At 69.1% G+C, this 22,177-nt stretch carries 22 protein-coding genes; 9 read left to right on the top strand and 13 right to left on the bottom strand.

Annotated elements, in window-relative coordinates; genetic code table 11:
• Nucleotides 1-65: 65 nt before the first annotated feature.
• Nucleotides 66-1,502 (bottom strand): HNH endonuclease signature motif containing protein, encoded by a 1,437-nt coding sequence (locus BJ972_RS11445; protein WP_129172324.1) that lies wholly within the window; start codon nt 1,500-1,502, stop codon nt 66-68.
• Between the two features lie 161 nt (nt 1,503-1,663).
• Here BJ972_RS11445 and BJ972_RS11450 point away from each other — a divergent pair, with 161 nt between their 5' ends.
• The gene (locus tag BJ972_RS11450) at nt 1,664-2,458 is read left to right on the top strand and encodes a M23 family metallopeptidase (RefSeq protein ID WP_129172323.1); all 795 of its coding nucleotides are present in this window, start codon (nt 1,664-1,666) and stop codon (nt 2,456-2,458) included.
• On the opposite strand, the gene BJ972_RS11455 is transcribed toward BJ972_RS11450, so the two are convergent.
• Nucleotides 2,455-3,687: an MFS transporter gene (locus tag BJ972_RS11455; protein WP_129172322.1), complete on the bottom strand. Its 1,233-nt coding sequence runs from the start codon at nt 3,685-3,687 to the stop codon at nt 2,455-2,457. The two genes, BJ972_RS11450 and BJ972_RS11455, sit on opposite strands and share 4 nt — an antisense overlap.
• Nucleotides 3,688-3,724: 37 nt before the next feature.
• Between BJ972_RS11455 and BJ972_RS11460 the strand changes: the two genes are divergently transcribed.
• Together BJ972_RS11460 and BJ972_RS17710 are read left to right on the top strand one after the other, a co-directional pair.
• On the top strand, nt 3,725-4,705 hold the full coding sequence (locus BJ972_RS11460; protein WP_129172321.1) for an LLM class flavin-dependent oxidoreductase: 981 nt from the start codon (nt 3,725-3,727) through the stop codon (nt 4,703-4,705).
• Nucleotides 4,706-5,272: a TetR/AcrR family transcriptional regulator gene (locus tag BJ972_RS17710; RefSeq protein ID WP_129172320.1), complete on the top strand. Its 567-nt coding sequence runs from the start codon at nt 4,706-4,708 to the stop codon at nt 5,270-5,272.
• Between the two features lie 3 nt (nt 5,273-5,275).
• On the opposite strand, the gene BJ972_RS11470 is transcribed toward BJ972_RS17710, so the two are convergent.
• Nucleotides 5,276-5,620, bottom strand: coding sequence for a VOC family protein (locus BJ972_RS11470; RefSeq protein WP_129172319.1), 345 nt, complete (start codon nt 5,618-5,620; stop codon nt 5,276-5,278).
• A gap of 63 nt (nt 5,621-5,683) precedes the next feature.
• Between BJ972_RS11470 and BJ972_RS11475 the strand changes: the two genes are divergently transcribed.
• Genes BJ972_RS11475 through BJ972_RS11485 form a run of 3 tightly spaced genes read left to right on the top strand, consistent with a single transcriptional unit; the run spans nt 5,684 to nt 7,280 of the window.
• Nucleotides 5,684-6,274 (top strand): molybdopterin-dependent oxidoreductase, encoded by a 591-nt coding sequence (locus BJ972_RS11475; protein ID WP_129172318.1) that lies wholly within the window; start codon nt 5,684-5,686, stop codon nt 6,272-6,274.
• Complete coding sequence (locus BJ972_RS11480; RefSeq protein ID WP_129172317.1) at nt 6,271-7,017, top strand: FAD-binding oxidoreductase; 747 nt, start codon at nt 6,271-6,273, stop codon at nt 7,015-7,017. Before BJ972_RS11475 ends, BJ972_RS11480 begins: the two co-directional genes overlap by 4 nt.
• Nucleotides 7,017-7,280: a DUF6510 family protein gene (locus BJ972_RS11485; protein ID WP_206736457.1), complete on the top strand. Its 264-nt coding sequence runs from the start codon at nt 7,017-7,019 to the stop codon at nt 7,278-7,280. The genes BJ972_RS11480 and BJ972_RS11485 overlap by 1 nt, the downstream gene beginning before the upstream one ends.
• Here the strand turns inward: BJ972_RS11485 and BJ972_RS11490 are convergent.
• Entirely contained in the window at nt 7,246-7,947 is a 702-nt protein-coding gene (locus BJ972_RS11490) for an ABC transporter ATP-binding protein (protein ID WP_129172315.1), read from the bottom strand. The two genes, BJ972_RS11485 and BJ972_RS11490, sit on opposite strands and share 35 nt — an antisense overlap.
• Nucleotides 7,944-9,011 (bottom strand): ABC transporter permease, encoded by a 1,068-nt coding sequence (locus tag BJ972_RS11495; RefSeq protein WP_129172314.1) that lies wholly within the window; start codon nt 9,009-9,011, stop codon nt 7,944-7,946. Before BJ972_RS11495 ends, BJ972_RS11490 begins: the two co-directional genes overlap by 4 nt.
• A 143-nt stretch (nt 9,012-9,154) precedes the next feature.
• Between BJ972_RS11495 and BJ972_RS11500 the strand changes: the two genes are divergently transcribed.
• On the top strand, nt 9,155-10,345 hold the full coding sequence (locus BJ972_RS11500; protein ID WP_129172313.1) for a sensor histidine kinase: 1,191 nt from the start codon (nt 9,155-9,157) through the stop codon (nt 10,343-10,345).
• The gene (locus BJ972_RS11505) at nt 10,342-10,968 is read left to right on the top strand and encodes a response regulator transcription factor (RefSeq protein ID WP_129172312.1); all 627 of its coding nucleotides are present in this window, start codon (nt 10,342-10,344) and stop codon (nt 10,966-10,968) included. The genes BJ972_RS11500 and BJ972_RS11505 overlap by 4 nt, the downstream gene beginning before the upstream one ends.
• A gap of 111 nt (nt 10,969-11,079) precedes the next feature.
• Here the strand turns inward: BJ972_RS11505 and BJ972_RS11510 are convergent, their stop codons facing one another.
• Genes BJ972_RS11510 through BJ972_RS11520 form a run of 3 tightly spaced genes read right to left on the bottom strand, consistent with a single transcriptional unit; the run spans nt 11,080 to nt 12,661 of the window.
• Entirely contained in the window at nt 11,080-11,949 is an 870-nt protein-coding gene (locus BJ972_RS11510; RefSeq protein WP_241830687.1) for a DUF817 domain-containing protein, read from the bottom strand.
• Nucleotides 11,946-12,164, bottom strand: coding sequence for a helix-turn-helix domain-containing protein (locus BJ972_RS11515; RefSeq protein WP_129172310.1), 219 nt, complete (start codon nt 12,162-12,164; stop codon nt 11,946-11,948). The genes BJ972_RS11510 and BJ972_RS11515 overlap by 4 nt, the downstream gene beginning before the upstream one ends.
• Nucleotides 12,164-12,661 carry a DUF2975 domain-containing protein gene (locus BJ972_RS11520; protein ID WP_129172309.1) on the bottom strand — a complete coding sequence of 166 codons (498 nt, stop codon included), beginning with the start codon at nt 12,659-12,661 and terminating at the stop codon, nt 12,164-12,166. The genes BJ972_RS11515 and BJ972_RS11520 overlap by 1 nt, the downstream gene beginning before the upstream one ends.
• A gap of 120 nt (nt 12,662-12,781) precedes the next feature.
• Between BJ972_RS11520 and BJ972_RS11525 the strand changes: the two genes are divergently transcribed.
• Nucleotides 12,782-13,105 carry a YciI family protein gene (locus BJ972_RS11525; protein ID WP_257022741.1) on the top strand — a complete coding sequence of 108 codons (324 nt, stop codon included), beginning with the start codon at nt 12,782-12,784 and terminating at the stop codon, nt 13,103-13,105.
• 54 nt (nt 13,106-13,159) lie between these two features.
• Here the strand turns inward: BJ972_RS11525 and BJ972_RS11530 are convergent, their stop codons facing one another.
• From BJ972_RS11530 to BJ972_RS11550, 5 genes are all read right to left on the bottom strand, one after another.
• Nucleotides 13,160-16,501: an OmpL47-type beta-barrel domain-containing protein gene (locus tag BJ972_RS11530; RefSeq protein ID WP_179419948.1), complete on the bottom strand. Its 3,342-nt coding sequence runs from the start codon at nt 16,499-16,501 to the stop codon at nt 13,160-13,162.
• A gap of 58 nt (nt 16,502-16,559) precedes the next feature.
• Entirely contained in the window at nt 16,560-17,921 is a 1,362-nt protein-coding gene (locus BJ972_RS11535) for an ABC transporter substrate-binding protein (protein ID WP_129172307.1), read from the bottom strand.
• A 75-nt stretch (nt 17,922-17,996) separates the two neighbouring features.
• Complete coding sequence (locus BJ972_RS11540; protein ID WP_241830686.1) at nt 17,997-18,950, bottom strand: carbohydrate ABC transporter permease; 954 nt, start codon at nt 18,948-18,950, stop codon at nt 17,997-17,999.
• A gap of 10 nt (nt 18,951-18,960) precedes the next feature.
• Nucleotides 18,961-19,899 carry a carbohydrate ABC transporter permease gene (locus tag BJ972_RS11545; protein ID WP_129172306.1) on the bottom strand — a complete coding sequence of 313 codons (939 nt, stop codon included), beginning with the start codon at nt 19,897-19,899 and terminating at the stop codon, nt 18,961-18,963.
• Nucleotides 19,896-22,091, bottom strand: coding sequence for an alpha-galactosidase (locus BJ972_RS11550; RefSeq protein WP_308790474.1), 2,196 nt, complete (start codon nt 22,089-22,091; stop codon nt 19,896-19,898). Before BJ972_RS11550 ends, BJ972_RS11545 begins: the two co-directional genes overlap by 4 nt.
• Nucleotides 22,092-22,177: the final 86 nt, after the last annotated feature.

Here is a 22,177-nt window from a genome sequence, read left to right on the forward strand (position 1 = left end):
GTTCCACGTGGAACATCGCGCCAGGATTGCACCTCGGGCGCCCGGACATCGCGTAGTTCGGCCCGTCAGAAGGGCGGAATGTCGGAGTCGCTCGTGTAACCCGTCGGGCTGGTCCAGCGTCGGCGGGGCGGTCTCGGATCGAGCGTGAGCTGCTCGGCGGCCGTGTCTTCCGGTGATGGCGACGGTGGCGGTGACGCTGCTGGTTGCGGTTGCGGTTGCAGTTGCGATGGCTGTTCGGGACCGAGCCACGTGGTGTGTTTGAGCGTGTGGTCGGGTGGGCAGAGTGGTGCCAGGTTGTCGATGTCGGTTCTGCCGCCGTGGGCCCAGTCGTGGATGTGGTCGATGTCGGATGTGGCGGCGAGGCTGTTACACCCGGGTCTCGAGCAGCGTTGGTAGGTGAGGGTCAACCAGTCGCGTTGTGCCTGTGATGGTCGGTACTGCGTGCGGTCGAGGTAGAGCGGTTCGGCGGTGATGGGGTCGACGATGAGGCGACGGAATGCGGTCGCGGTGTCGAAGATCTGGCGGGCGGTCTCGGTGCTGATCGGTCCGTATCCGTCGATCGTGGCGACGTCGAGCCAGGGGTGCGCGGGCAGCCTTGGTGCTGTGGATAGCGGTGTGGGAGTGGTGCGCGCATCACGCACGGGCTTCTCGAGGAGTCCCGCCATGAGCGGCACCGTGACGAGCACGCGCGTCTGGACCGCGGTCGGGGTTCCGGCGCCGGTGAGCCAGTCGGAGAGCTGGTCGGCACGGAGTTGGTCCCGGGTGCGGGTCTCACCGGTAACCCGTGAGGCTTGCTTGGCGGTCGCGTTCAACCGGGTGCGAATCTTGGCCCCGTCGAGTGCGGGCACCAGCGCGTGGAGCCACATCATGCCCTCGGGGGCGTCCTCGAACACGACCCGTCGTTCGGTGAGCGCACGCCGGTGGCGTTCGGCGAGGGTCGCGGCACTGAGGCGGTCGCGCAGACGCTTCGCGCGAGACCGGAACGATGCGACGGTGACGCGTCCGGCGATTCCGGCGAGCTCGGAATCGAACCGCGCGACCGCGTCATCGTCGCCCCACCCGGTGATGGCTTCGACGGCGGCACGCACGATCGGGTACGACGTCGCCCCGTCGAGGAACTCCAGCCACAGCTTCGGCAACCGAGCGGCGAGCGTGTGTGCTTCGGCGGCTTCGTTCAAGACGGTCGCTGTCGGAATGAGGAGCCGCATCGACAGTTCGGTCGCCGCGGCACGCACCGCCCAGTCCCGAGCTTCGGCACGGGTCATGAGTTCCGGCAGCACGTAGATGTGCGGGTTCTCCCGAGCCATCCGAATCGCCCGACCGATCGTCGCCAGGCGACGTGCCGCAACACGGTTCGCCTCGAACGCAAACTGCTCGGCGTCCGTCATTACCCTGTCGAGCAACTCGGCCTGCGAGATCGTCACCCCGCGCGGGCCAGCAGCACCATCGGCACCCTCGGCACCCTCGGGGCCACTGCCCGCCTCACCCGTCGAATCGATCACATTAGAAGACTAGTTCGAACCACCGACATCCGACCGAGCCCGCCGACCACCTGTGGATAACTCCCGGCGACCAACCCGAGCGAGCACCGAACACACCGTCAACCAGCCTTTTTACATGTAACCACCAGAGCAAGTTTCTCACCCCTCCTAGACTCGCTGACATGATCGCCCGACTGCTCGCACGAACACGTGTTCCGCTCACCATCGTGGGCGTCGCGCTCATCCTGATCTCCACCGCCTGGGGACTGATCGACGACGATGCCCCTGCGGCGCTCATCCTCGTGGCGTTACCGTTCGGCCTCGTCCTCATCGCCGTCGGCTTCGTCGCCACCGTCTGGGCACCGACGGCGGGCGGCGAACCCGCCACGCTCGCCTCCCCCGTGACCGGACCGTGGCTCGCGGTCAACTCACCGACGACGAAGGTTCCGAGCCACGGCACCCACGGTCTCGGCCAGGCGTTCGCGGTCGATCTGCTCTATGCGGGCGAGGGCTCTGACGACCGGCCGTCAGCGGGGTTCACGGCCCCGGAGGAGTACCCCTCGTTCGGTCGCCCGATCCTCTCGCCCGCCGACGGCACGGTCGTGCGCGTCACGCGAACCGCTCGCGACCACCTCAGCCGCGCGAGTGGCTCCGCACTCGCCTACTTCTACGTCGAGAGCGCGATCCGCGAGATCTTCGGCCCGCGCGCGATGCTCGGCAACCACATCGTCATCCGCCTCGCCGACGGCAGCCACATGGTGCTCGCGCACCTGCGCCGGGGCAGCATCACCGTCGAGCGCGGAGAGCGCGTCGCGACCGGCCAGCCCCTCGCCGAGTGCGGCAACTCGGGCAACTCGACCGAGCCGCACCTGCACATCCAGCGTCAGGACCTCTCGCGCCCCACCTTCGCCCTCGGACTCCCGTGGACGATCGAGCCCGGCGGCATCCCGGCCGACGGCGAGACGACGAGCGCCTAGGCCGCGACCTTCTCCCGCGGCCGCGCGGCCGGCGCGAGGAACACCGCGATCGCGACCATCGCGAGCACGACGAGCATCGCGAGGCGGAGCCCGATGTGCTCGCCGACGAATCCGAGCAGCGGCGGGCCGACGAGGAACGCGATGTACCCCGCGGTCGCGACGGCCGCGACGCTCGCGGTCGAGTCCTCGGAGTCGGCCGCAGCCGAGAGGCAGATCGGGAACCCGAGCGCAGCCCCGAGGCCCCACAGCAGCACCGCGGCGCCGGCGACGAACGCGTTGTCGGCGAAGACCACGAGCGCGATGCCGATTCCCGCGACGACGGCGCTCGCCCGCAGCACGACGACCGGTCCGAAGCGCGCGAGCAGCGGTCCGCCCGAGAAACGGCCGATCGTCATGGCAACGGCGAACGCGGTGAAGATGACCGATCCGAACGTCGCCGAGACGCCGTGGCCGTCGACCATGAGCAGCGGGAGCCAGTCGCTCGCCGACCCCTCGGCGAGCGCGAGGGCGAGAAGGATGACGCCGAGCAGCACGAGTCGGCTGTCGCGCCACACCGAGAGACGGCTGCCCCACGTGCGCTTCGGCCGCTCGATCGAGCGGTCCTCGCGCCCCGTGTCGGCGGCGATCCCCGGGATCGCCCACAGGAGGGCAGCGACTCCGACCGCACCGGCGAGCACGAGGTGAAGGATGACGGGGAAGGCGATCGCGTTGAGCGCGATGCCGATCGTCGCACCGATGACGGTGCCGAGACTGAAGCAGCCATGCAGGGTCGGCATGACGGAATGACCCGAGAGCTGCTCGATGCGGGCGCCCTCGATGTTGATCGCGATCTCGGCCATGCCCATGCCGATTCCGAAGAACAGCAGGCCGAAGAAGACGCCGATCGCCGACGAGGCGCCCGCCATGGTTCCCATGAGGAACACGCCGAGCAGCAGCGACGAGCCGCCGATGAGCACGGTCCAGCGCGCGCCGAGCGCACGGATGATCGTCGCCGACGAGAGCAGGCCGGTCATGGATCCGATCGAGAGACCGAAGAGCACGAGGCCCATCTGCGCAGTCGAGGCGTCGATCGCGTCGCGCACGGCGGGTGTCCGCACGACCCACGAGGCGAACGAGATGCCGACGATGAGCATGAACACGAAGATCGCCCACTTACGGCGACGCAGCGCCGCCGACATCGGTGCGGGGCGGGTGCGCGGAGTGCGCGATCCATGAATCGGTTCAGTCATGCGTACAAATGTACACACTTCCGCTAGTGTGACGTGCATGAACTCTCCCGCGCCTCGATCGTCGACCCGCGCCGTCGGCGTCATGCTCCCCCGCGACCTCGCCGCCGACCGCGTCATCGAGTTCGCACGCCGCGCCGACGCGCTCGGTTTCGACGAGCTCTGGGTTGTCGAAGACCTCGGATTCCGTGGTGGTGTCGCACAGGCATCCGCCGTCCTCGCGGCGACCGAGCGCATCCGTGTGGGCATCGGCATCCTGCCCGCCGCGGCGCGCAACGCCGCCTTCGCCGCGATGGAGATCAACACCCTTGCCGAGCTCTTCCCCGGCCGGGTCGACGTCGGCATCGGCCACGGCATGCCGGTGTGGATGCGGCAGCTCGCCGCGTGGCCCGCGAGCCCGCTCACGATGCTGCGCGAGCAGTTCGATGCGATCCGCGGGCTGCTCGCCGGCGAACACGTCGAGACCGAAGGCCGCTACGTGACGGTGCGCGACGTGCACCTCGAGAGCCCCGCGCCCGTCACACCGCCGCTTCTCGCGGGTGTGCGCGGCGTCAAGTCGCTCGCGGTCTCGGGCGAGGTCGCCGACGGCACCGTGCTCGCCGAACCCGTCACCCCCGAGTACATCGCCGCGGCACGCGCCGCGATCGGCACGGAAGGAACCGGCACCCCGCACCGCATCGTCGCCTTCAATATCGGCTCGGTCGACGACGACGCGGCCGCCGCCCGCGACCTCGCCCGCCCAGGCCTCGAGTGGATCGGCGAGCCCGACTGGGAACCGCACATCGCGCCCCTCCCCTACGCCGACGAGTTCCGCGCCTTCCGCGCGGCGGCCGAGAGCCGGGAGGCATTCGTCCGCGACCTGCCCGACGAGTGGGTCGACGAGCTCGCCGTCGTCGGAACACCGGATGACGCACGTGCGCGTCTCTCCGAACTGCACGACGCCGGCGCTCACAGCGTCGTGCTGCTGCCGGTGGGCGCCGACCGCTTCGCCGCGCTCGAGAGCCTCGCTCGGGTGCTCTGAGTGGCGGAGGCGCGACGACGCAGATTCGATCCCGACCGTCGGGATCGGATCATCGAGGCGACGCTCGACGTCGTCGAGGTGCACGGCGTCGTCGGCACGACCCACCGGCGCATCGCCGAGGTCGCCGACGTTCCGCTCGGCTCGATGACGTACCACTTCGCGAGCCTCGACGAGCTGCTCTATCTCGCCTTCGAGAAGATGGTGTCGGTCGCCCAGCGTCGATTCGACGAGATGATGGCGGCCGCGATCGACGAGCCGGACCCGCGCGAAGCCGTCGTGCGTCTCATCGCATCGGAGCAATCGGAGTATCACCGCGACATGCTCCTCTCGACCGAGCTCTACGCCCTCGCGATCCGCCGCCCCGAGTACCGCACGCTCACGCAGCGCTGGATGGAGGCGAGTCGCACCGCACTCGCACCGCTCTTCGGCGACGAGGCAGCGCCCGGGATCGACGCCCTCATCGACGGACTCATCCGCCACTCGTACCTGTCGACCGAGCCGTTCGACGAGGCGCGCGTTCGCCGCGCCGTGCACCGCATCACGGCACCCGACACGAGCGCGGGCTGAGCGCTACTTCTGCTCGTCGTACGCGCCGACGATGTTGCCCTCGCTGTCGCGGAGGTACACCCAGCGCGACGTCTCATCGAGCTGCTGGATCTCGCCGACGACCTCGTCGCCGTTGGCCACGACCGCGGCGATCGTGTCTTCCAGACGATCGACGGTGAAGACGACCGTGGGGTGGGTGACGGTACTGCGCTTGTGCAGGTCGCCGTTGATGCCGCCGTCGTCGGAAGCGGTGATGACGCCCATCTCGTCGCCCCACGACTGGTACGTGAAGTCGAAGACCGCCTTGTAGAAGCCGGCGGCGCGCTCGATGTCGTCTGCGGGAATCTCGAAGTGCTCTACTTTCGCCATGAAAGCGAAGCTATCGGGCGTCACCGACACTGGCTAGGGTGAGCACGTCGGAAGGAAATGACGATGTCCTTCATCACTCGAGGTTTCTCCGGTCGCGGCCAGAGCCGCGACGACCGCCTGCCGCCCGGCCAATCGCTCGTCGAGGACTGGCCCGTGCTCTCGGCGGGCCCCACCCCCCGCGTCGAGACGGATGACTGGGAGTTCACGATCCGCACCGAGGCCGGCGACCACACGTGGTCGTGGGACGAACTGCGCGCACTCGGTCTCGAAGACATCGAGACCGACATCCATTGCGTCACCCACTGGTCGAAGCTCGGTATGTCGTGGCGCGGGGTCTCGCTCGACAAGATCTTCGAGAACGTCGAGACGCAGTACGACTACGTCATGGCCCACAGCTACGGCGGGTACACGACGAACGTTCCGCTCGACGAGCTGCTCGACGGGCAGGCGTGGATCGCCTTCGAGGCCGACGGCGAACCGCTCGACCCCGAGCACGGGGGTCCCGCGCGACTGCTCGTGCCGCACCTCTACTTCTGGAAGAGCGCCAAGTGGGTGCGCGGCCTCGTCATGATGCCGAGCGACGACCCCGGGTTCTGGGAGCAGAACGGCTACCACCTGCACGGCGACCCCTGGCAGGAGGAGCGTTACTGGTGATCGGCCGGCGCCCCGCGGCGTGGCACACGGCGACGGTCGTCGAATCGACGCCCGAAGCGCAGAATGCCCGTCTCATCGTCTTCGACATCCCTACCTGGCCGGGCAACGACGCCGGCTCGCACCTCGACGTGCGCCTCACCGCACCCGACGGCTACCAGGCCACCCGCTCCTACTCCATCGCCTCGGCGGGTGAGGGCACGCGCGTGAGCATCGCCGTCGCCGAGGTGCCGACGGGCGAGGTCTCGCCGTTCCTCGTGCACGAGCTGCGCGCGGGCGACGAAGTCGAGGTGCACGGCCCGCTCGGCGCCTTCTTCGTGTGGCGACCGAGCGAGACGCCGAGGCCCGTACAGCTCATCGGCGGCGGCTCGGGCGTCGTTCCGCTCGTCGCGATGGCCACCGCTCACGCCGCCTCGAGCGACGCGAGCCCGTTCCGGCTGCTCTATTCGGTGCGCACCCCCGAGGATGCCTTCTTCGCGCGTGAGCTCGAGGCGCTGGCGGATGACGGTGCGAGCCCCTCCCTCGAGATCGACTGGGCCTACACGCGGCAGGCTCCGCCGGGCTGGCCGACCCCGCCCGGGCGGCTCACGCGCGAGCAGCTCGAGGCACTCGTCGTGCCGGCGGCCGACGACCCGCTCGTCTTCATCTGCGGCCCGACGCCGTTCGTCGAGGCGGTCGCGTCGTGGCTCACCGACCTCGGACACTCGCCGGGGTCGATCCGTACCGAGCGCTTCGGAGGTTCGTGATGACGCGACTCGATGGCAACGCCCTCGCGGGCGACCTCGCCGACCTCTTTCAGGTCGACCTCACGACGGCGCTCGCACGCTGCGCCGGGTGCGGCCGCGCCGGTGAGATCGCGACCGCAATCGTCTACGCGAGCCCGATGGGCCGCGTCATGCGGTGCCCCACGTGCGACGACGTGCTCGGCGTGTTCGTCTCCGCCGACGGCCGTGCGTGGTTCGGGCTGCCGGGGGTCAGCGCGATAGAGCTGCCGGCAGAGAAGCCGTGATCGCCCCGTCGACGAGGTTCACGACCGCGTGCATGCGCGGGAGGTGCACGACGTCGTGGGTGACGAGCAGCGTCGAGGTGTTCCACTCGTCGGTGAGGTGCACGACGAGATCGATGATCGCCGCGCCGCGTTCCTGATCGAGTGCACTCGTCGGCTCGTCGACGAGGAGCGCCGACGGTTCGTTCATGAGGGCCCGCGCGATGTTGACCCGCTGACGCTGCCCGCCCGAGAGTTCGTGCGGGCGCTTGTCGCGGTGTGCGGCGAGACCCACCTCGTCGAGCAACGCGTCGGCGCGCGCGGCCGCGGCGGCCCGCGGGTGCCGCGCCCGCCGACCGCCGAGCTCGTTCATGACGAGCAGTTGCTCGCGGGCGGTGAGCGACGCCAGCAGGTTCGACTGCTGGAACACGATGCCGATGCGCGTGCGACGGAGTTCGCTCGCCTGACGAGGGTCGAGCCCCGAGGCATCCACCCCGTCGATCTCGACCCGACCCGAGTCGGGCCGCACGAGGGTCGCGGCGAGCGCGAGGAGGCTCGACTTTCCGCTTCCGCTCGGACCGGTGATCGCGGTCACCGTGCCCGGGCGAGCGGTCAGTGAGACTCGGTCGACCGCCGTGACGCGCGAGGCGCCGTCGGGGAAGGTGAGGGTGACGTTGTCGAGCTGGATCATCGGTTGCTCCCGAGGGCGGTGAGGGGGTCGGCTGAGGTGATGGATCGGATCGCGAAAGCGGCGCCGCCGAGACCGAGCACGATCATGAGCGCTCCCGGCACGAGGGTCGTGAGCGGGCTGAGCAGGAAGGGCAACGCTCCGCCGACGGCGAGGCCGAGCGAGACCACGATCGCGAGGCCCAGCCCGATGCCCGCGGCGAGCACGATGAGGGCCTGACCGAGGGCGTCGCCGACGAGCGAGCGCGTGCTCGCTCCGAGCGCCTTCAGCACGGCGACGTCGGCCGCGCGCTGCATCGTCCACACCGTGAAGAACGCGCCGATCACGAGACCCGAGATGCCGAAGAGCATCGCGACCATGAGCAGGAGCGACCCGATCTCGGAGCGGAACGCGCTGAGCGCCATGAGCGACATCGGAACGGACTCCGACACGGTCGCGGTCGCCGCCTCGACCGGCGCCGCGTCCGGGTCGCCCGAGACCGCGAGCACCGTCGCGAAGGCGTCGGGCGAGCCCGTCGCCGCCGCGTACCCCTGCCAGTCGGCGAGAGTCAGACGGATGACCGGGGTGTGGCTGTACCAGTCGTCACCGCCGATCGATTCGACGGTGAACGACATGCCCGCGATGGCGATCTCGTCGCCGATTCCGACCCCGAGTTCGGATGCCGCGGGCGACGACACCCCGACGAGACCGTCACCGGTCGGCGAGTTCGCGTCGAACCCGGGCGCGGCACCGAAGAGTGCGACCGCGGCGCGCACGTCGCCGAACTCGGCGCGGGTCTGGCTGATGCCGAGGGGCTGCACATCGCTCGCGCCCGGCGCCGCGGACCACGCGTCGGCCTGATCGGCCGTGACGGCCGAGTCGGCGAAACTCGCGCTCGAGCCGTCGGCCGGAGCCGAGAAGACGATGCGGTCGGCCGGTAGCGAGAGCACGGCCGAGACGTTCTGCGTCGCGAGACCGCCCGTCAGCCCGCTGAGGAACCCGACGAGAACGGTGATGAGGGCGACGACGGAACCGATGAGGATGAACCGGCCCCGAGCGAATCGCAGGTCGCGTAGCGCGACGAACATGACGAACTCCTGTCTGCACGCCGAAACCGGCGGCACACTCGACTCTTCCGCGAGACATCGAGGCCGTCATCCGTCACGGGCACGGCTCGCGGTCGTCCTTTCGGAGGATGGGCGGGCCGACCGCGCGGCGTAAAGTTCAGCCCATGGCCCACCGCAGACTGACCCCGGTCTTCGTGGCGCTCCGGTCGGGGCTGCACCTCGTGTTCGTCGGTCTGACGGTGCTCGTCATCGTGCGCGCCGTGGTCGCTCCGACCGAGACGAGCGGCCTCGTCATCGGATTGTCCGTCGTACTGCTCGGCGTCTACGGCGCGGGCGCGCTCGTCGCGAAGCGCGGCCGAGATCGCGGTCGCGCGGGCGGCATCGTGTGGCTCGCGCTGCTCGTCATCCTCTGGGCGGCGCTGCTCGGGCTCACCCCCGAAGCGGCCTACCTCGTCTTCCCGCTCTTCTTCCTCGATCTGCATCTGCTCGGTCGGCGCTGGGGATCGCTCGCGATCATCGCCATGACGGCCCTCGCGATCGTCACGCTCGGTCTGCACGGCGGGTGGAGCGTCGGCGGCGTCGTCGGCCCCCTCGTCGGTGCGGGCGTCGCCCTGCTCATCGGCCTCGGCTACCAAGCGCTCGCGCGCGAGGCCGAGGAGCGTGAGGCGCTCATGGCCGAACTCGTCGCGACGCGCGACCAACTCGCGGCGACCGAGCACGAATCGGGCGTCATCGCCGAGCGGGCCCGACTCGCGCGCGAGATCCACGACACCGTCGCGCAGGGGTTGTCGAGCATCCAGATGCTGCTGCACGCCGCCGAACGCGCCGACCCGGGCCGCCTGGGCGTCGAGCACATCCGCCTCGCCCGCGAGACGGCGGCCGCGAACCTCGTCGAGACGCGGCGCTTCATCCGCGAACTGACCCCGCCCGACCTCGACGACCACGGCCTCGGCGGAGTGCTGCGCCGTCTCGCCGCGACGCAGTGGGCCACGCAGGGGCTCGACGTGCAGGTACGGGTCTCCGACGCCCTCGCCCTGCCGATGCACGTGCAGACGGCGCTCCTCCGAATCGCGCAGGGAGCGATCGCGAACGTCATCCAGCACGCCGATGCTCGGACCGCGACGATCACCCTCGCCGTCGACGCGTCGAGCGTGCTCTTCACGATCGTCGACGACGGCGTCGGGTTCGACACCACCGCGGCGACCGACGACTCGGCGGCGCGGTCCGACTCGTTCGGCCTGCACGCGACCCGGGAACGCGTTCAGCAGCTCGGCGGCGCGCTCACCGTCGACTCGGCGCCCGGCCGGGGCACCCGCCTCGCGGTCGAGCTCGCGCTGACGGGAGTCGCCTCGTGATCCGCCTCGTCATCGCCGACGATCATCCGATCGTGCGTGCGGGCCTCCTCGCCCTCTTCGCACTCGAGCCCGACATCGAGGTGGTCGCCGAGGCCTCGACGGCGTATGACGCGGTGCGCGCCGCCGCGCTCGAGAACCCCGATGTCGTGCTCATCGACCTGCAGTTCGGCGCTCGGGGAACGCCGACGGGCGCCGACGCGACCCGGCGCATCCGCGCCCTCGATGCCGCGCCGTACGTGCTCGTGCTCACGAACTACGACTCCGACGCGGACATCCTCGGGGCCGTCGAGGCCGGGGCGAGCGGGTACCTGCTGAAGGACGCCCCGCCCCACGAGCTCATCGCGGCCGTGCGGGCGGCCGCCGCGGGCGAGAGCGCGCTCGCGCCCGTCATCGCGTCGCGGTTGCTCACACGTATGCGCGCTCCGCAGGCGAGCCTCAGCCAGCGCGAGATGGAGGTGCTCGAACTCGTCGCCGCCGGGCGCTCGAACGCCGAGGTCTCGACCCTGCTCTTCGTCAGCGAGACGACGGTGAAGTCGCACCTCGCGCACATCTTCTCGAAGCTCGACGTCTCGTCGCGCACGGCCGCCGTCTCCGCGGCGCGCGAACGCGGCATCCTGCGCTGAGCTGCCCGCGCCGAACCGCAGCCAGGTACTCGCAGGGCCTCCCCGGCGCGTCGCGATGGAGCTGCCGAGCGAACCGGGCCTCGTGGGCGGCGACGCACATCGACGAGGGTGTCACGGTCGGTTAACGGCATCCGGCGGTCGCGGCTTGTAGACCCACGCGACGAGCACGACCGAGATGATCATCAGGAGGAACCACGAGACGAGCTTCGTCGCCGAAACCGGCTGCCAGACATCCACCTGGTCGGGGTAGGCCCACGCGCCCGCCCACGTCGCGATGTTCTCCGCGATCCAGATGAAGAGCGCGACCCCCGCGAACGCCAGCACGACGGGTATGCGGAGGCGAACGCGGAAGATGCGCGCGTGCATGACGCACCGCGCCCACAGCAGCACGACGAGTGCGAGCAGCACCCAGCGGGCGTCCCACCAGTAGTGGTGCGTGAAGAAGTTGAGATAGATCGCGGCCGCGAGGATGCCGGTGAGCCAGCGCCGCGGATAGCGATCGAAGCGCAGATCGAAGAGTCGGAAGACGCGCACCATGTAGGAGCCGACGGCCGCGTACATGAACCCCGAGAAGAGCGGCACGCCGGCGATGCGGAGGATGCCGTCGGCGTCGTAGACCCACGAGCCGACATCCGTCTTGAAGAGCTCCATGATGGTGCCGACGATGTGGAACATGACGATCACCCGCAGCTCGCGGAGCGTCTCGAGACGAGCGGCGACCATGACGATCTGCACGACGATCGCCGCGATCGTGAGGGCGTCGTTCCGAGCGATGAACGCCTCGTCGGGGTAGACGAGCCGGGCGGTCACGATGATGACGAGCAGCACGGCTCCGAAGATGCACGCCCATGCCTGCTTGAGCGTGAAGACGACGAACTCGATGAGGAAGGCGCGGGCGCGCGAGGCCGGCGCACGATCGAGAACGCCGTGAGCCCACGCGTCGATGCGCCGCTCGACGGCTGTGAACTCGCGGTCGGTCACTCGGCCTCGTCGCTCTCGACCCACTCGAGCAGATCGCCCGGCTGGCATTCGAGCACCTCGCACATCGCGTCGAGGGTGCTGAACCGCACGGCCTTCGCGCGGCCGTTCTTGAGCACCGCGACGTTCGCCGGGGTGAGTCCGACACGTTCTGCGAACTCCCCCACGCTCATCTTGCGCTTCGCGAGTTCGACGTCGATGCGCACGATGATCGGCATCAGATCACCTCGTCGAGGTCGGATCGCAGGGTTGCCGCCTGGCGGAGCAGCGCGCGCATCACGACGAAGACGAGTACGAGCACACCGCCGACGAGCACGGCCCCGAAGAGCAGGATGGGAACGCCGGGGTCGCGGAGCTCGGGCGTGACGTAGATGACGGCGACGAGGGAGATCGCGGCCGACGCGAGCAGCACCCAGGCGGCGACCAGGGTCCAGAGGATCCCGTCTACCCACGTGAACGCCCTCGCGCTGAAGATGCGATCGGTCTTCACGAGCGAGAGCAGCTTCCAGATGCACACGATCACGATCTGCACGCAGACGAACTCGAGCACACCGAGGGTGAGCAGGATGCCGGGGATCGGCCCGAGGTCGGGCGAGGTCGCCGCCTGGTGGGCGAACATGCCCGGCAGGCTGAAGACCTGCGCGACGAACAGACCCGTGAAGAGCAGGACGAGGAGGACTCGGAGGGGGATGATCGCGGCATCCAGTTTCGACATGCATCGACTTTCGTCGTCTATCTATCGAATGTCAATCGATTCACAGCCGGTTGACCGGAATCAGTCGCGGATGTCGGCGGCTGTCCCTAGCCTCTCGGCCAGGAGGTTCCGATGAGATTCATGATGTTCGTAGCGAACGACCCCGATGCCGAGCCGTACTCCGCCGACGAGGACAACATCGCGGAATGGGGTGCCGAGGTCGGCGCCCGCGGCGTGTGGGTCGACGGCAGTCGGCTGCGGCCCATCGAGGACGCGACGACGGTGCGTATGCGCGACGGCGAGCGCGTCGTCACCGAGGGGCCGGCGAACGCCGAGACAGCGCAGATCGCCGGCTTCGACATCCTCGAATGCACCGACCTCGCCGAGGCGATCGAGGTCGCCTCGAAGCACCCCATGGCGCGGTTCGGCCGCATCGAACTGAGGGCGTACTGGCCTTTCGAGTGACGCGTGGTGCCCCCGACTCACGAGCCGAGGGCACCACGTTCTCACTGCTGTCGATCAGACCTGCTGCTGGCGCCGCCTCACGATGAGGAAGGCGAGACCTAGAGCGAACAGGATGACGGCGGCACTCAGCGCGCCGGCGAGGATCGTCACACCGGTCGACGCGAGAGCGCCGTCGGGCGTCTCACCCTGGCCAGGGCCACCCGTGCCGGGCTCACCGGTGCCGGGCTCACCCTCGCCGGGCTCGGGCGGGGCCGTCGGCTCGGGCGACGGAACGACCTCGTCGGTGACCTCGATCGAGCGCTCCTCCTCGACGTTGCCGGCGACGTCGATCGACCGGTACGTGACGGTGACCGTTTCGGCGCCGCTCACTCGGGCGATGCCGTCGACCGCGTCGGCCCACTCGGACTCGCCGATGCGGAACTCGGTGCGGGCGACGCCCGACTCTTCATCCGTCGCGACGAACGCGACCAGTCGGCCGTCGTCGTCACGCGAGGCCGTCGCCGTCGTCGTCGGCGCGAAGGAGTCGATCTTCACATCGACCTCGCCGACGCTTCCGGCGATCTCCTCGCCCGCGAAGAGGGCGCGGAAGCCGACGGTCGTCGACCCCTGCTCCTCGACACGCACGGCCGCGCCGTCGACCCAGTCGCCCGAGCCGAGACGGTGCTGCACGGCGACCTCGGAGGTGCTGGCCTCGAGCGCGACGTCGACCGCCGAGCGGTTCCAGCCGTTCTCACCGGGCACCTCGGCCGTCACCGTCGCGGTGACGGTCGCATCGGCAGGGATCGCACGCTCGTTCTCGACCGAGGTCGTGAGCGGCGAGAGTTCGATCCAGTCGATGTTCGGCGCATTGCCCTCGGCGTTGCCCATGCGCAGCGCACCCGACTCGGTCGAGAGGTCGAGGGGCATTGTGTGCGTCCAGAACCCCTTCCACGAGTAGTTGTGGCGGAAGGCTCCGCGAGCGGTCTCGCCGTCGGCCTCCGTCACGTCGAGGAATCGCGTGATGACGTCGGTGTTGTAGTCGTGACCGGTGTTCTTCTCGGCGTTGGCGTAGCGCACCGAGAGGTTGTACTGACCGGCCGTCGAGCCGTCGGGTCGCGAGACCGTCATCGCGTTGTCGGGCGAACCGCCGAGCCAGCTGACCTGCTGACCTGAGACGTTCGTCGGGCCCGCGACGTTCTCGGTGCGCGCCTCGCCGCTGAGCGCGACCTGCGTCGCATCCTCGGCCTCGATGCGCACGGTGGAGTCGTCGACCGCCCGCGTCGTGGTGAACCCGTCGAGAGCGACGGCTCCGCCGATGCGTACCTCGGAGATGCCCTTCGCGAGGTGCACGCGGACCGTCGAGGTCCAGGTGCCCGCGTCATCCGAGCCGAGGCCCGCGATCTCGCGATCGTTGATGCTCACGGCGAGCGCCGCGGCGCCTTCCGACCGGTAGCCGACAGCGAGGTCGTAGTAGCCCGTCTCACGCACCGACGGGTAGAAGACGGCCTCGTTCTGCGAGACGTCCACCCGACCCGACGTGCCGGCCGAGTAGTCGACGGCCGCGTCGCCGTGACGCGACAGCACCGCCGGGTACGTCTCGGTCTCGGCGCCGTCGAAGCGCACGAGGTCGAAGCGGTCGAGCGAGATGTCCGAGCCGGGCAGCAGCGTCGATCCGTCGGCGCTCATGCGCACCGAGAGCTCGCGTGCCCCTGCCGTGAGCGGCACGACGACCTCGCCGCGGCCGCGGTAGTTCCAGCCGAAGCCGGCCTCGTAGTCGATGATCGCGGCCTGGACGCCGTCGACGAAGAGCGCGTGCTGGCCCGGGCCGATGGCCGAGCCGTTGACGCCCGCGATCGCGCTGAAGAGGTAGTCGCCGTCTTCGGGAACCTCGACGCTCCACGTGAGCGACGACGTGACACGGTTCGTGCTTCCGACGTCGCGCTGACCGGATGCCGCGAAGATCCACGCATCGCTCATCGGCTGGTTGTACGCCGTGACATCGCGGAGCGCGGTGTCCTCGGCCTCGATCGAGGCGCGCCACGTCGAGTCGACGGTGGGCGCCGCGCCGAGGGCCGGCGTGACGACGAGCTGATACGCCGACAGGCGATCGCTGTTCGGAACCGACACCGAGACGGTGTCGCCCGTGAGCTCGGCGCGCTGGGCGACGACGACGGGAGGCGTCGCCGCCTCGCCCTCCTGGCCGCTCCAGCGGGCTTCGCGCACCTGGATGTCGACGGTGCCGCCGAACACGTCGGCGTCGAGGCCCGACAGGTCGAGTCGGACGTCCTCCGAGCCGCCACCGAAGACGACGGTCGCGAGCTTGGCGTCGGTGTCGAGGCTCGCGAGCCCCTGCAGGGTGTCGGCGACGTTGAGGCGCGGAGGCGTGAGGGCGACGGTGTCGCCCGACAGGTCGCCGTACCACTTGAGCAGCCACCACGCGGCGTTGGCCGAGTTGTTCTTGGCCATGTTGTCGTTGAGGTTGCCCGCGTACGTCCAGTACGCGGTCTGCGCGTCGACCTTCGTGTCCTCGAACATCGCGAGCCACTGCACGAGCTGGCCGGGAACCGACATGTCGCGACGCATCGCGTACTCGGTGATGTTGATCGGGAGCGGCCCGATGCCGAGGTCCTTCTCGATCTGACGGTACTCGGCGTAGTGACCGCGGTAGGTCCGGAGGTTGTCGATGCCGAGCTCGTGCCAGGTGAACATGTCGGGCAGGACGTCGTTCGCCTTCGCGAACTCGAGGATGTCGCGGGTGCGCGTCGGCTGCCAGCCGGTGTCGCCCATGCCCGCGATCTGCGCCTCGGGGTAGACCTCCTTGATGGTCTCGTAGACGGCCTTCCAGTCGTCGAGGTAGACCTGCTTCATCGTCGACCAGTTGTTGTACCAGTTGCCGCCGTCGGGCTCGTTGAACGGCGTGAAGATGTAGCGCTCGGGGTATGCCGACTCCTCGACGATGCTCGTGACGACGGTGCGCACGATGTCGAGGTAGGTCGAGAAGTCCTCGGGTCGCTTGCTGCCGTTGTAGGGCCAGTCGGGGTAGTAGTCCTGGATGTTGGTCAGGATGTACTCGCCGCCGTTCTCGAAGAACGCCCGCTCGACCTCGAGCGGGTCGCCGTTCGGGTGCTGCTCGCCGTGCGGCGCCTTCTGGGTGACGTTGCGCGGGTTGGCGCCGGCGATGATCGGGTCGGTGGGCACACCGTCGTCGCTCAATCCGTAGAGCATTCCCGAGGCGCCGCCCTGGAACGCGCCCGTGCTCGTCTGGAAGTCGACGGCGATGACCTCGGCGTCGGCGGCGCTGGCTGGTGTCGCGATGGCGACCGCTCCTGTCAGGGCGAAAGCGAAGGCGGTGGCCGCTCCGAGGGAACGGCGCACCCCCTTGCTCACGCGTCGTTGATCGATACGGGGCAGTGACATTCTGCACTCCTTCGTGCTGGGTGGGGTCGCTGCCCCGGGGTGGTGGATTCGGAAGGGTCTACTGGAAGAGGGCGTTCACCTGGTCGTTGACACCCGTGAAGCTCTCGGCGTCGACGCTGCCCTTGAGGAAGGCCTGCGAGTTGGCCGTGACGAGGTCGTTGATCTCTGACCAGTGGTCGGCGATCGGCAGGAGCGCCGTCGTTCCCTCATCGACCTGCACCGCGAAGCCGCTCACGTCCCAGCCCTTCGCAGCGAAGGCCTCGGTAGCCTTCTCGGTCGAGGTCTTGATGGCGGGGAAGACGACGGCGGCATCGGCGACGACGTCCTGGCAGTCGGTCGACGCCAGGTAGGAGACCCACTCCCACGCGGCATCCGGGTTCTTGGTGCCGGCCCAGATGCCGTCCGAGAGACCGTTGAAGACGCTCGCGCGCTCACCCGACGGCCCGACGGGGGTGGGGGCGACCTTCGTCGGGACGTCCGACTGGCCGAGGTACGACGAGTTCATCCAGCTGCCGTCGGTGACGAGCGCGTAGCGACCGGCGAGGTAGCCGTTCAGCGGGTCCTGCTCGCTGAGGGCGATGTCGATCGTCGGCATGTAGCCCTTGTCCTGCAGGCTCTTGTACCAGGCGAGGGTGTCGGTGAACTCGGGGGCGTCGAAGTTCCACTCGGTCGTCCACGGTGTCGTGTCGCCGAAGTACCAGTCATTGCCGAGGGCGTACGGCGCCCAGGTCTGCTGACCCGATGCGTTGAGGCCGTTGCCGCTGAGGGCGAGGCCGTAGACGGCGACGTTGTTCTTGTCGAAGCCCGCCTCGGTGCCGCGCACGCCGTTCTCATCGACGGTCAGCGCAGCGACGGCCTGCTCGAAGGTGCCGCCGTCGGTCGGGTTCCAGGCGGCCTCGCTGAGTGCGGCGGGGTCGATGCCGGCATCCGTCACCATGGTCTCGTTGTAGAAGAGCGCGACCGTGTCGAAGTCCTTGGGGAGGCCGTATCGGCCGCCCTCCTGGTCGACCCACAGGTCGGCGAGGCCGTCCTGGTAGATCGACAGGTCGATGCCGTCCGCGTCGATGCGGTCGGAGATGTCGAGGAGCTGACCCTGCGAGACGAACTGCGGGTAGTACGAGAGGTGGTCGGCGAACACGTCGGGGGCCGTTCCGGCGGCGAAGCCGGTCGTGAGACCCTGCCAGTAGTCGGCCCAGCCGTACTGCTCGATCGTGACGTCGATGCCGGTCTTCTCGGTGAAGGCCGTCGCGCACTGCGTGTAGGCGGGCTGCTGGTTCGTGTCCCACAGCCAGTAGGTGATCTTCTCACCCCCCGCCTCGGTCGATTCGGAGCTGCTCGCGCAGCCGGCGAGAGTCATACCGGCGACGGCAATGGCGGTGACGACACCCGCGGAACGCATGTGGTTTCTGAACTGCGGCATTGCGATTCTTCCTTTTGTGTGGGGGTGGGGAGCGCGCGAGGGGATGCCGCGCGACTCAGTGACGCGACCCGGGGATCACTTGATGCCCGAGTAGCCGAGGTTGTTGATGAGCTTCTTTCCGAAGACGAGGAACAGGATGAGCACGGGGATGGCGGCGACGAGCGTTCCCGCCATGAGGCCGGCCCAGTCCGGACCGGTCTGCGGCGTCTGCGCCCGGAAGATGCCGAGCGCGACGGTGAGCACGCGCGATTCGTCGGCGCGACCGACGAGGAGGGGCCAGAAGTACTCGCCCCACGCGGTGATGTAGGTGAGGATCGAGAGCGTCACGATCGGCGTCGCCGACATCGGCATGATGATGCCGAAGAACATGCGGCCATGCCCTGCGCCGTCGATCATCGCGGCCTCTTCGATCTCGCGGCTGATACCGAGGAAGAACTGGCGCATGAAGAACACCGCGAACGGCGTCATGAACATGTACGGCAGGGCGACGCCGGCGAGCGTGTTGAGCAGCCCGAGGTCGCGCATGAGGATGAAGTTCGGCAGCTGCACGAAGATCGGCGGGATCATGAGCGCGGTGAGGAAGAGGAAGAACACGGCTTCCCGACCCCGCCACTGCAGCCGTGCGAAGGCGTAGGCCGCCATCGACGAGAACAGCACCTGGCCGACCGTGATGGCCGTCGACACGATGACCGAGTTCCGGAGGTAGAGCCAGAACTGCATAGACCCGGTCGTGCCGCCCTCGGCGAGGGCCTCCTCGGGGCTCGCGAGACCGAACACGCGGCGGAACCCGCCCCAGCTGAACTCCACGGGCAGCAGGTTGCCCGGCTGCAGGTAGAGCGCACTGTTCGTCGAGAGCGCGGTGCGGATCATCCAGTAGAAGGGGAAGAGCGTGACGAGCATGATCGCGATGAGCGCGATCCACGCGAAGACGCGGCCCCACCGGATTCGTCGGCGTGGGGAGCCCGAGCGCGCGGGCGCGGGGGTCGAAGCGGATGCCTCGGTCGGCCGTTCCTGCATCAGAACGTTCATCGTGAGCTCCTCATGACAGGTCCGAACTGTTGGATCGCATGATCTTCAGCTGGAAGTAGGCGACGGCGGCGAGCAGGATGGCGAGGACGACGGCCATCGCGCTGGCGTAGCCGAGATCGAACCTCTCGAACGCCTGTTGGTAGATGTAGTAGTAGATGACGCGCGTCGAGTTGACCGGGCCGCCCGTCGTCGTGACGGCGACGGTGTCGAAGATCTGGAACGAGCCGACGATCGTGATGACGAGCACGAGCGCCATGACGGGACGCAGCAGCGGCAGGGTGATGCTGCGGAACATGCGCCACTCGGACGCCCCGTCGAGCGACGCCGCTTCGTAGTACTCGCCGGGGATCGTCTGCAGACCGGCGAAGATCAGCAGCGCCGTGTACCCGAGGAAGCGCCAGACGTTGATGAGGGCGATCGTCGGGATCGCGAGCATCTCGTCGCCGAAGAAGGCCATGCGGTCGAGGCCGAGACCGTCGATGACGACGTTGATGATGCCGGTCGAGTAGTCCATCATCCAGAACCACACGAGCGCGACGACGACGTTCGACACGAGGTAGGGCAGCAGCACGATGCCGCGGATCGCGACCGCCCGGGTGAGCCGGTGCAACAGGACGGCGACGGCGAGGGCGAGCACGGTCTGCACGCTGATGTTGATGAGCACGTACCAGAACGTCACGACGAGCGCGTTCCAGAACAGCGGATCACCCGCCATCCGCGTGTAGTTGTCGACGCCGATGAACTCGCCCGACCCGACCAGGTTCTGGTCGGTGAGGCTGAACCCCACGCCGCGGATCGCGGGCACGAGGTAGAAGATCACGAAGCCGATGGCGGCGGGGAGGATGAAGAGGAGGGCCGCCGGAAGGTCGCTCCGCCGCCGCGAGCGGATGCGCCCGCGCTGCTTCGGCGGGGTCACGATGCTCTGGGTGGGCGTGTACTGGGTCGTCATGCTCGCACCTCGTCGACGAGGAGCAGCGCCGTGTGGTCGGGCTGGAGGGCGGGGATCTGCACGCCGGCGGCGGCGAGACTCGCACCCGAGAGCACGAGGCCCTCGGTCCACCAGGCCGGCACGATGCGCGGGTCGACCGTGCGCAGCGCGCCGGGACCCGCCGCGCTCACGCGGTAGGTGCGCGTGGCGTCGAGACCCGGCAGACGCACGCTTCCCGCGGGCCACGTGGCCGGCCGGTCGCGGAGCGAGATGGCGAAGATCGCCCGGTCGAGTTCGGGTGACACGACGCCCTGCATCCACAGGGCTCCGTCTTCGAGGTCGCGACGCACGAGCGTGCCGGTGTGCAGCAGGGGGCGCATGTTCTTGTAGAAGGCGACCCACTCACGCAGTTCGGCGAGTTCATCGGCAGAGGCCGTGCGGAGGTCCCACTCGATTCCGAAGTGCCCGAAGACCGCGCTCGCCGCGCGGAACGACAGGTCGAGGCGGCGGCCGGTGGTGTGCGCGCGCTCCTCGCCGACGTGGCTGCCGATGAGTTCGAGCGGGATGAGCTGCGCCGTCCAGCGCTGGATCTGCTGCCGCTCGTGGGCATCGATGCAGTCCGAGGCCCACACGCGATCGGTGTGCTGGAGGATCCCGAGGTCGACGCGGGCACCGCCCGACGAGCAGGATTCGATCTCGAGCGCGGGGAAGGTCTCGCGCAGTTCGGCGAGCAGCCGGTACACGGCGAGGGTCTGCGCGTGCACCCCCGCGCGCCCCGTTCGCGTGGAGCCGGCGTCGACGAGGTCGCGATTGTGGTCCCACTTGATGAAGCCGATGCCGTACCCGCGGACGAGCGCGGAGATCTGATCGCGCACATGCGCGTACGCGCCCGGGTGGGTGAGGTCGAGCACCTGCTGGTTGCGCGCGGGTACGGGGATGCGGCCGGGCGCCTGCAGCAGCCATTCGGGATGCGCACGAGCGAGGTCGGAGTCGAGGTTGACCATCTCGGGCTCGAACCACAGCCCGAATTCCATGCCGAGACCGTTGACGTGGTCGACGAGCCGACCGAATCGGCCGTCGCCCCAGACGTCGTCGGCGATGACCCAGTCGCCGAGGCCCGCGGTGTCGTCACGGCGCGCTCCGAACCAGCCGTCGTCGAGTACGAAGCGTTCGACACCGGCCTCGGCGGCGAGGTCGGCGAGCTGGGTGATCTCGTCGAGGTCGTGGTTGAAGTAGACGGCCTCCCAGACGTTCATGACGACGGGTCGAGCGCTCGTCGGGTGCGCCGCACGGGCGCGGAGGTGGGTGTGGAATCGCGCAGCGACCGCGTCGAGGCCGACACCGTGCACGGCGTACACCCACGGCGACTCGTAGCTCTCGCCCGCGGCGAGCACGATCTCGCCGGGCAGCAGCAACTCGCCACCGCGCAGCAGTCGCGTTCCGTCGAACGTGCGCTCGGCGGCGACGCGGTGGTTGCCGCTGAAGCCGACGTGCATCGACCAGATCTCGCCGGAGTCGAAGCTGAAGTCTCGCGCTCCCACCGAGAGCACGGTCGCGGCATCGGCGCCCGTGCGGCCGTGGCGGCCTTCACGGACGTGCGAGCCGACGACGAAGTCCTGACGCTGCGGAGTGCGCTCGTTGGCCCAGCGACCCGCGAAGTCGAGGATGTCGTCGGCGAGCGTCGGCACGGGGAGGGCGAGTTCGAGCGCGTCGAGGGCGTACGGCGTCTCGCCCGTGTTGGTGAGTTCGGCGCGCAGTCGCATCACTCCTGCGGCATCCATCTCGACGTCGAGTCGAACGGCGAGGCCGTTCTCGAGGTCAGCGGCGTCGACGATGACGGTCGTTCCGTCTGCTCGCTCATCGACGCGCAGCGCGGTCGGCACGAGGTACGGCGTCCACGCGCCGCCGTCGAGGCGGTGACCAGCGATGCCGGGAGCTCCCGTCCAGCCGGTGCGCCCCTCGGGCAGGATCGATGCGATGACGCGCTCGTCGACACCGTTCGTGGCGAGGGGCGGCGCGACCGACAGGTCGAGCTGCTGAAGCTCGGCGGGGGTACGGGCTCCGGTGTCGGCGCCCCAGTGCACGATGCGCGCGCCGGTGTCGGAGCTGACTGCGAGGACGCACGCGACGCCTGCTGCGTTGAGCGACACATAGGTGGTCGAGTCGCCGTTCTTCTCGTCGCGAAGCAACTCGTCGAGAGTTGTGATCGTCACTCGTGCACCACTGCCTTCTGTCGAAACCCCATTGGTTCTGCAAACGTTGGTCAGAATCTACGGCAGATCCGGAATTTCTGCAAACG

The sequence above is a fragment of the Agromyces atrinae genome (genome assembly GCF_013407835.1).
In the GTDB taxonomy this organism is placed as follows: domain Bacteria; phylum Actinomycetota; class Actinomycetes; order Actinomycetales; family Microbacteriaceae; genus Agromyces; species Agromyces atrinae.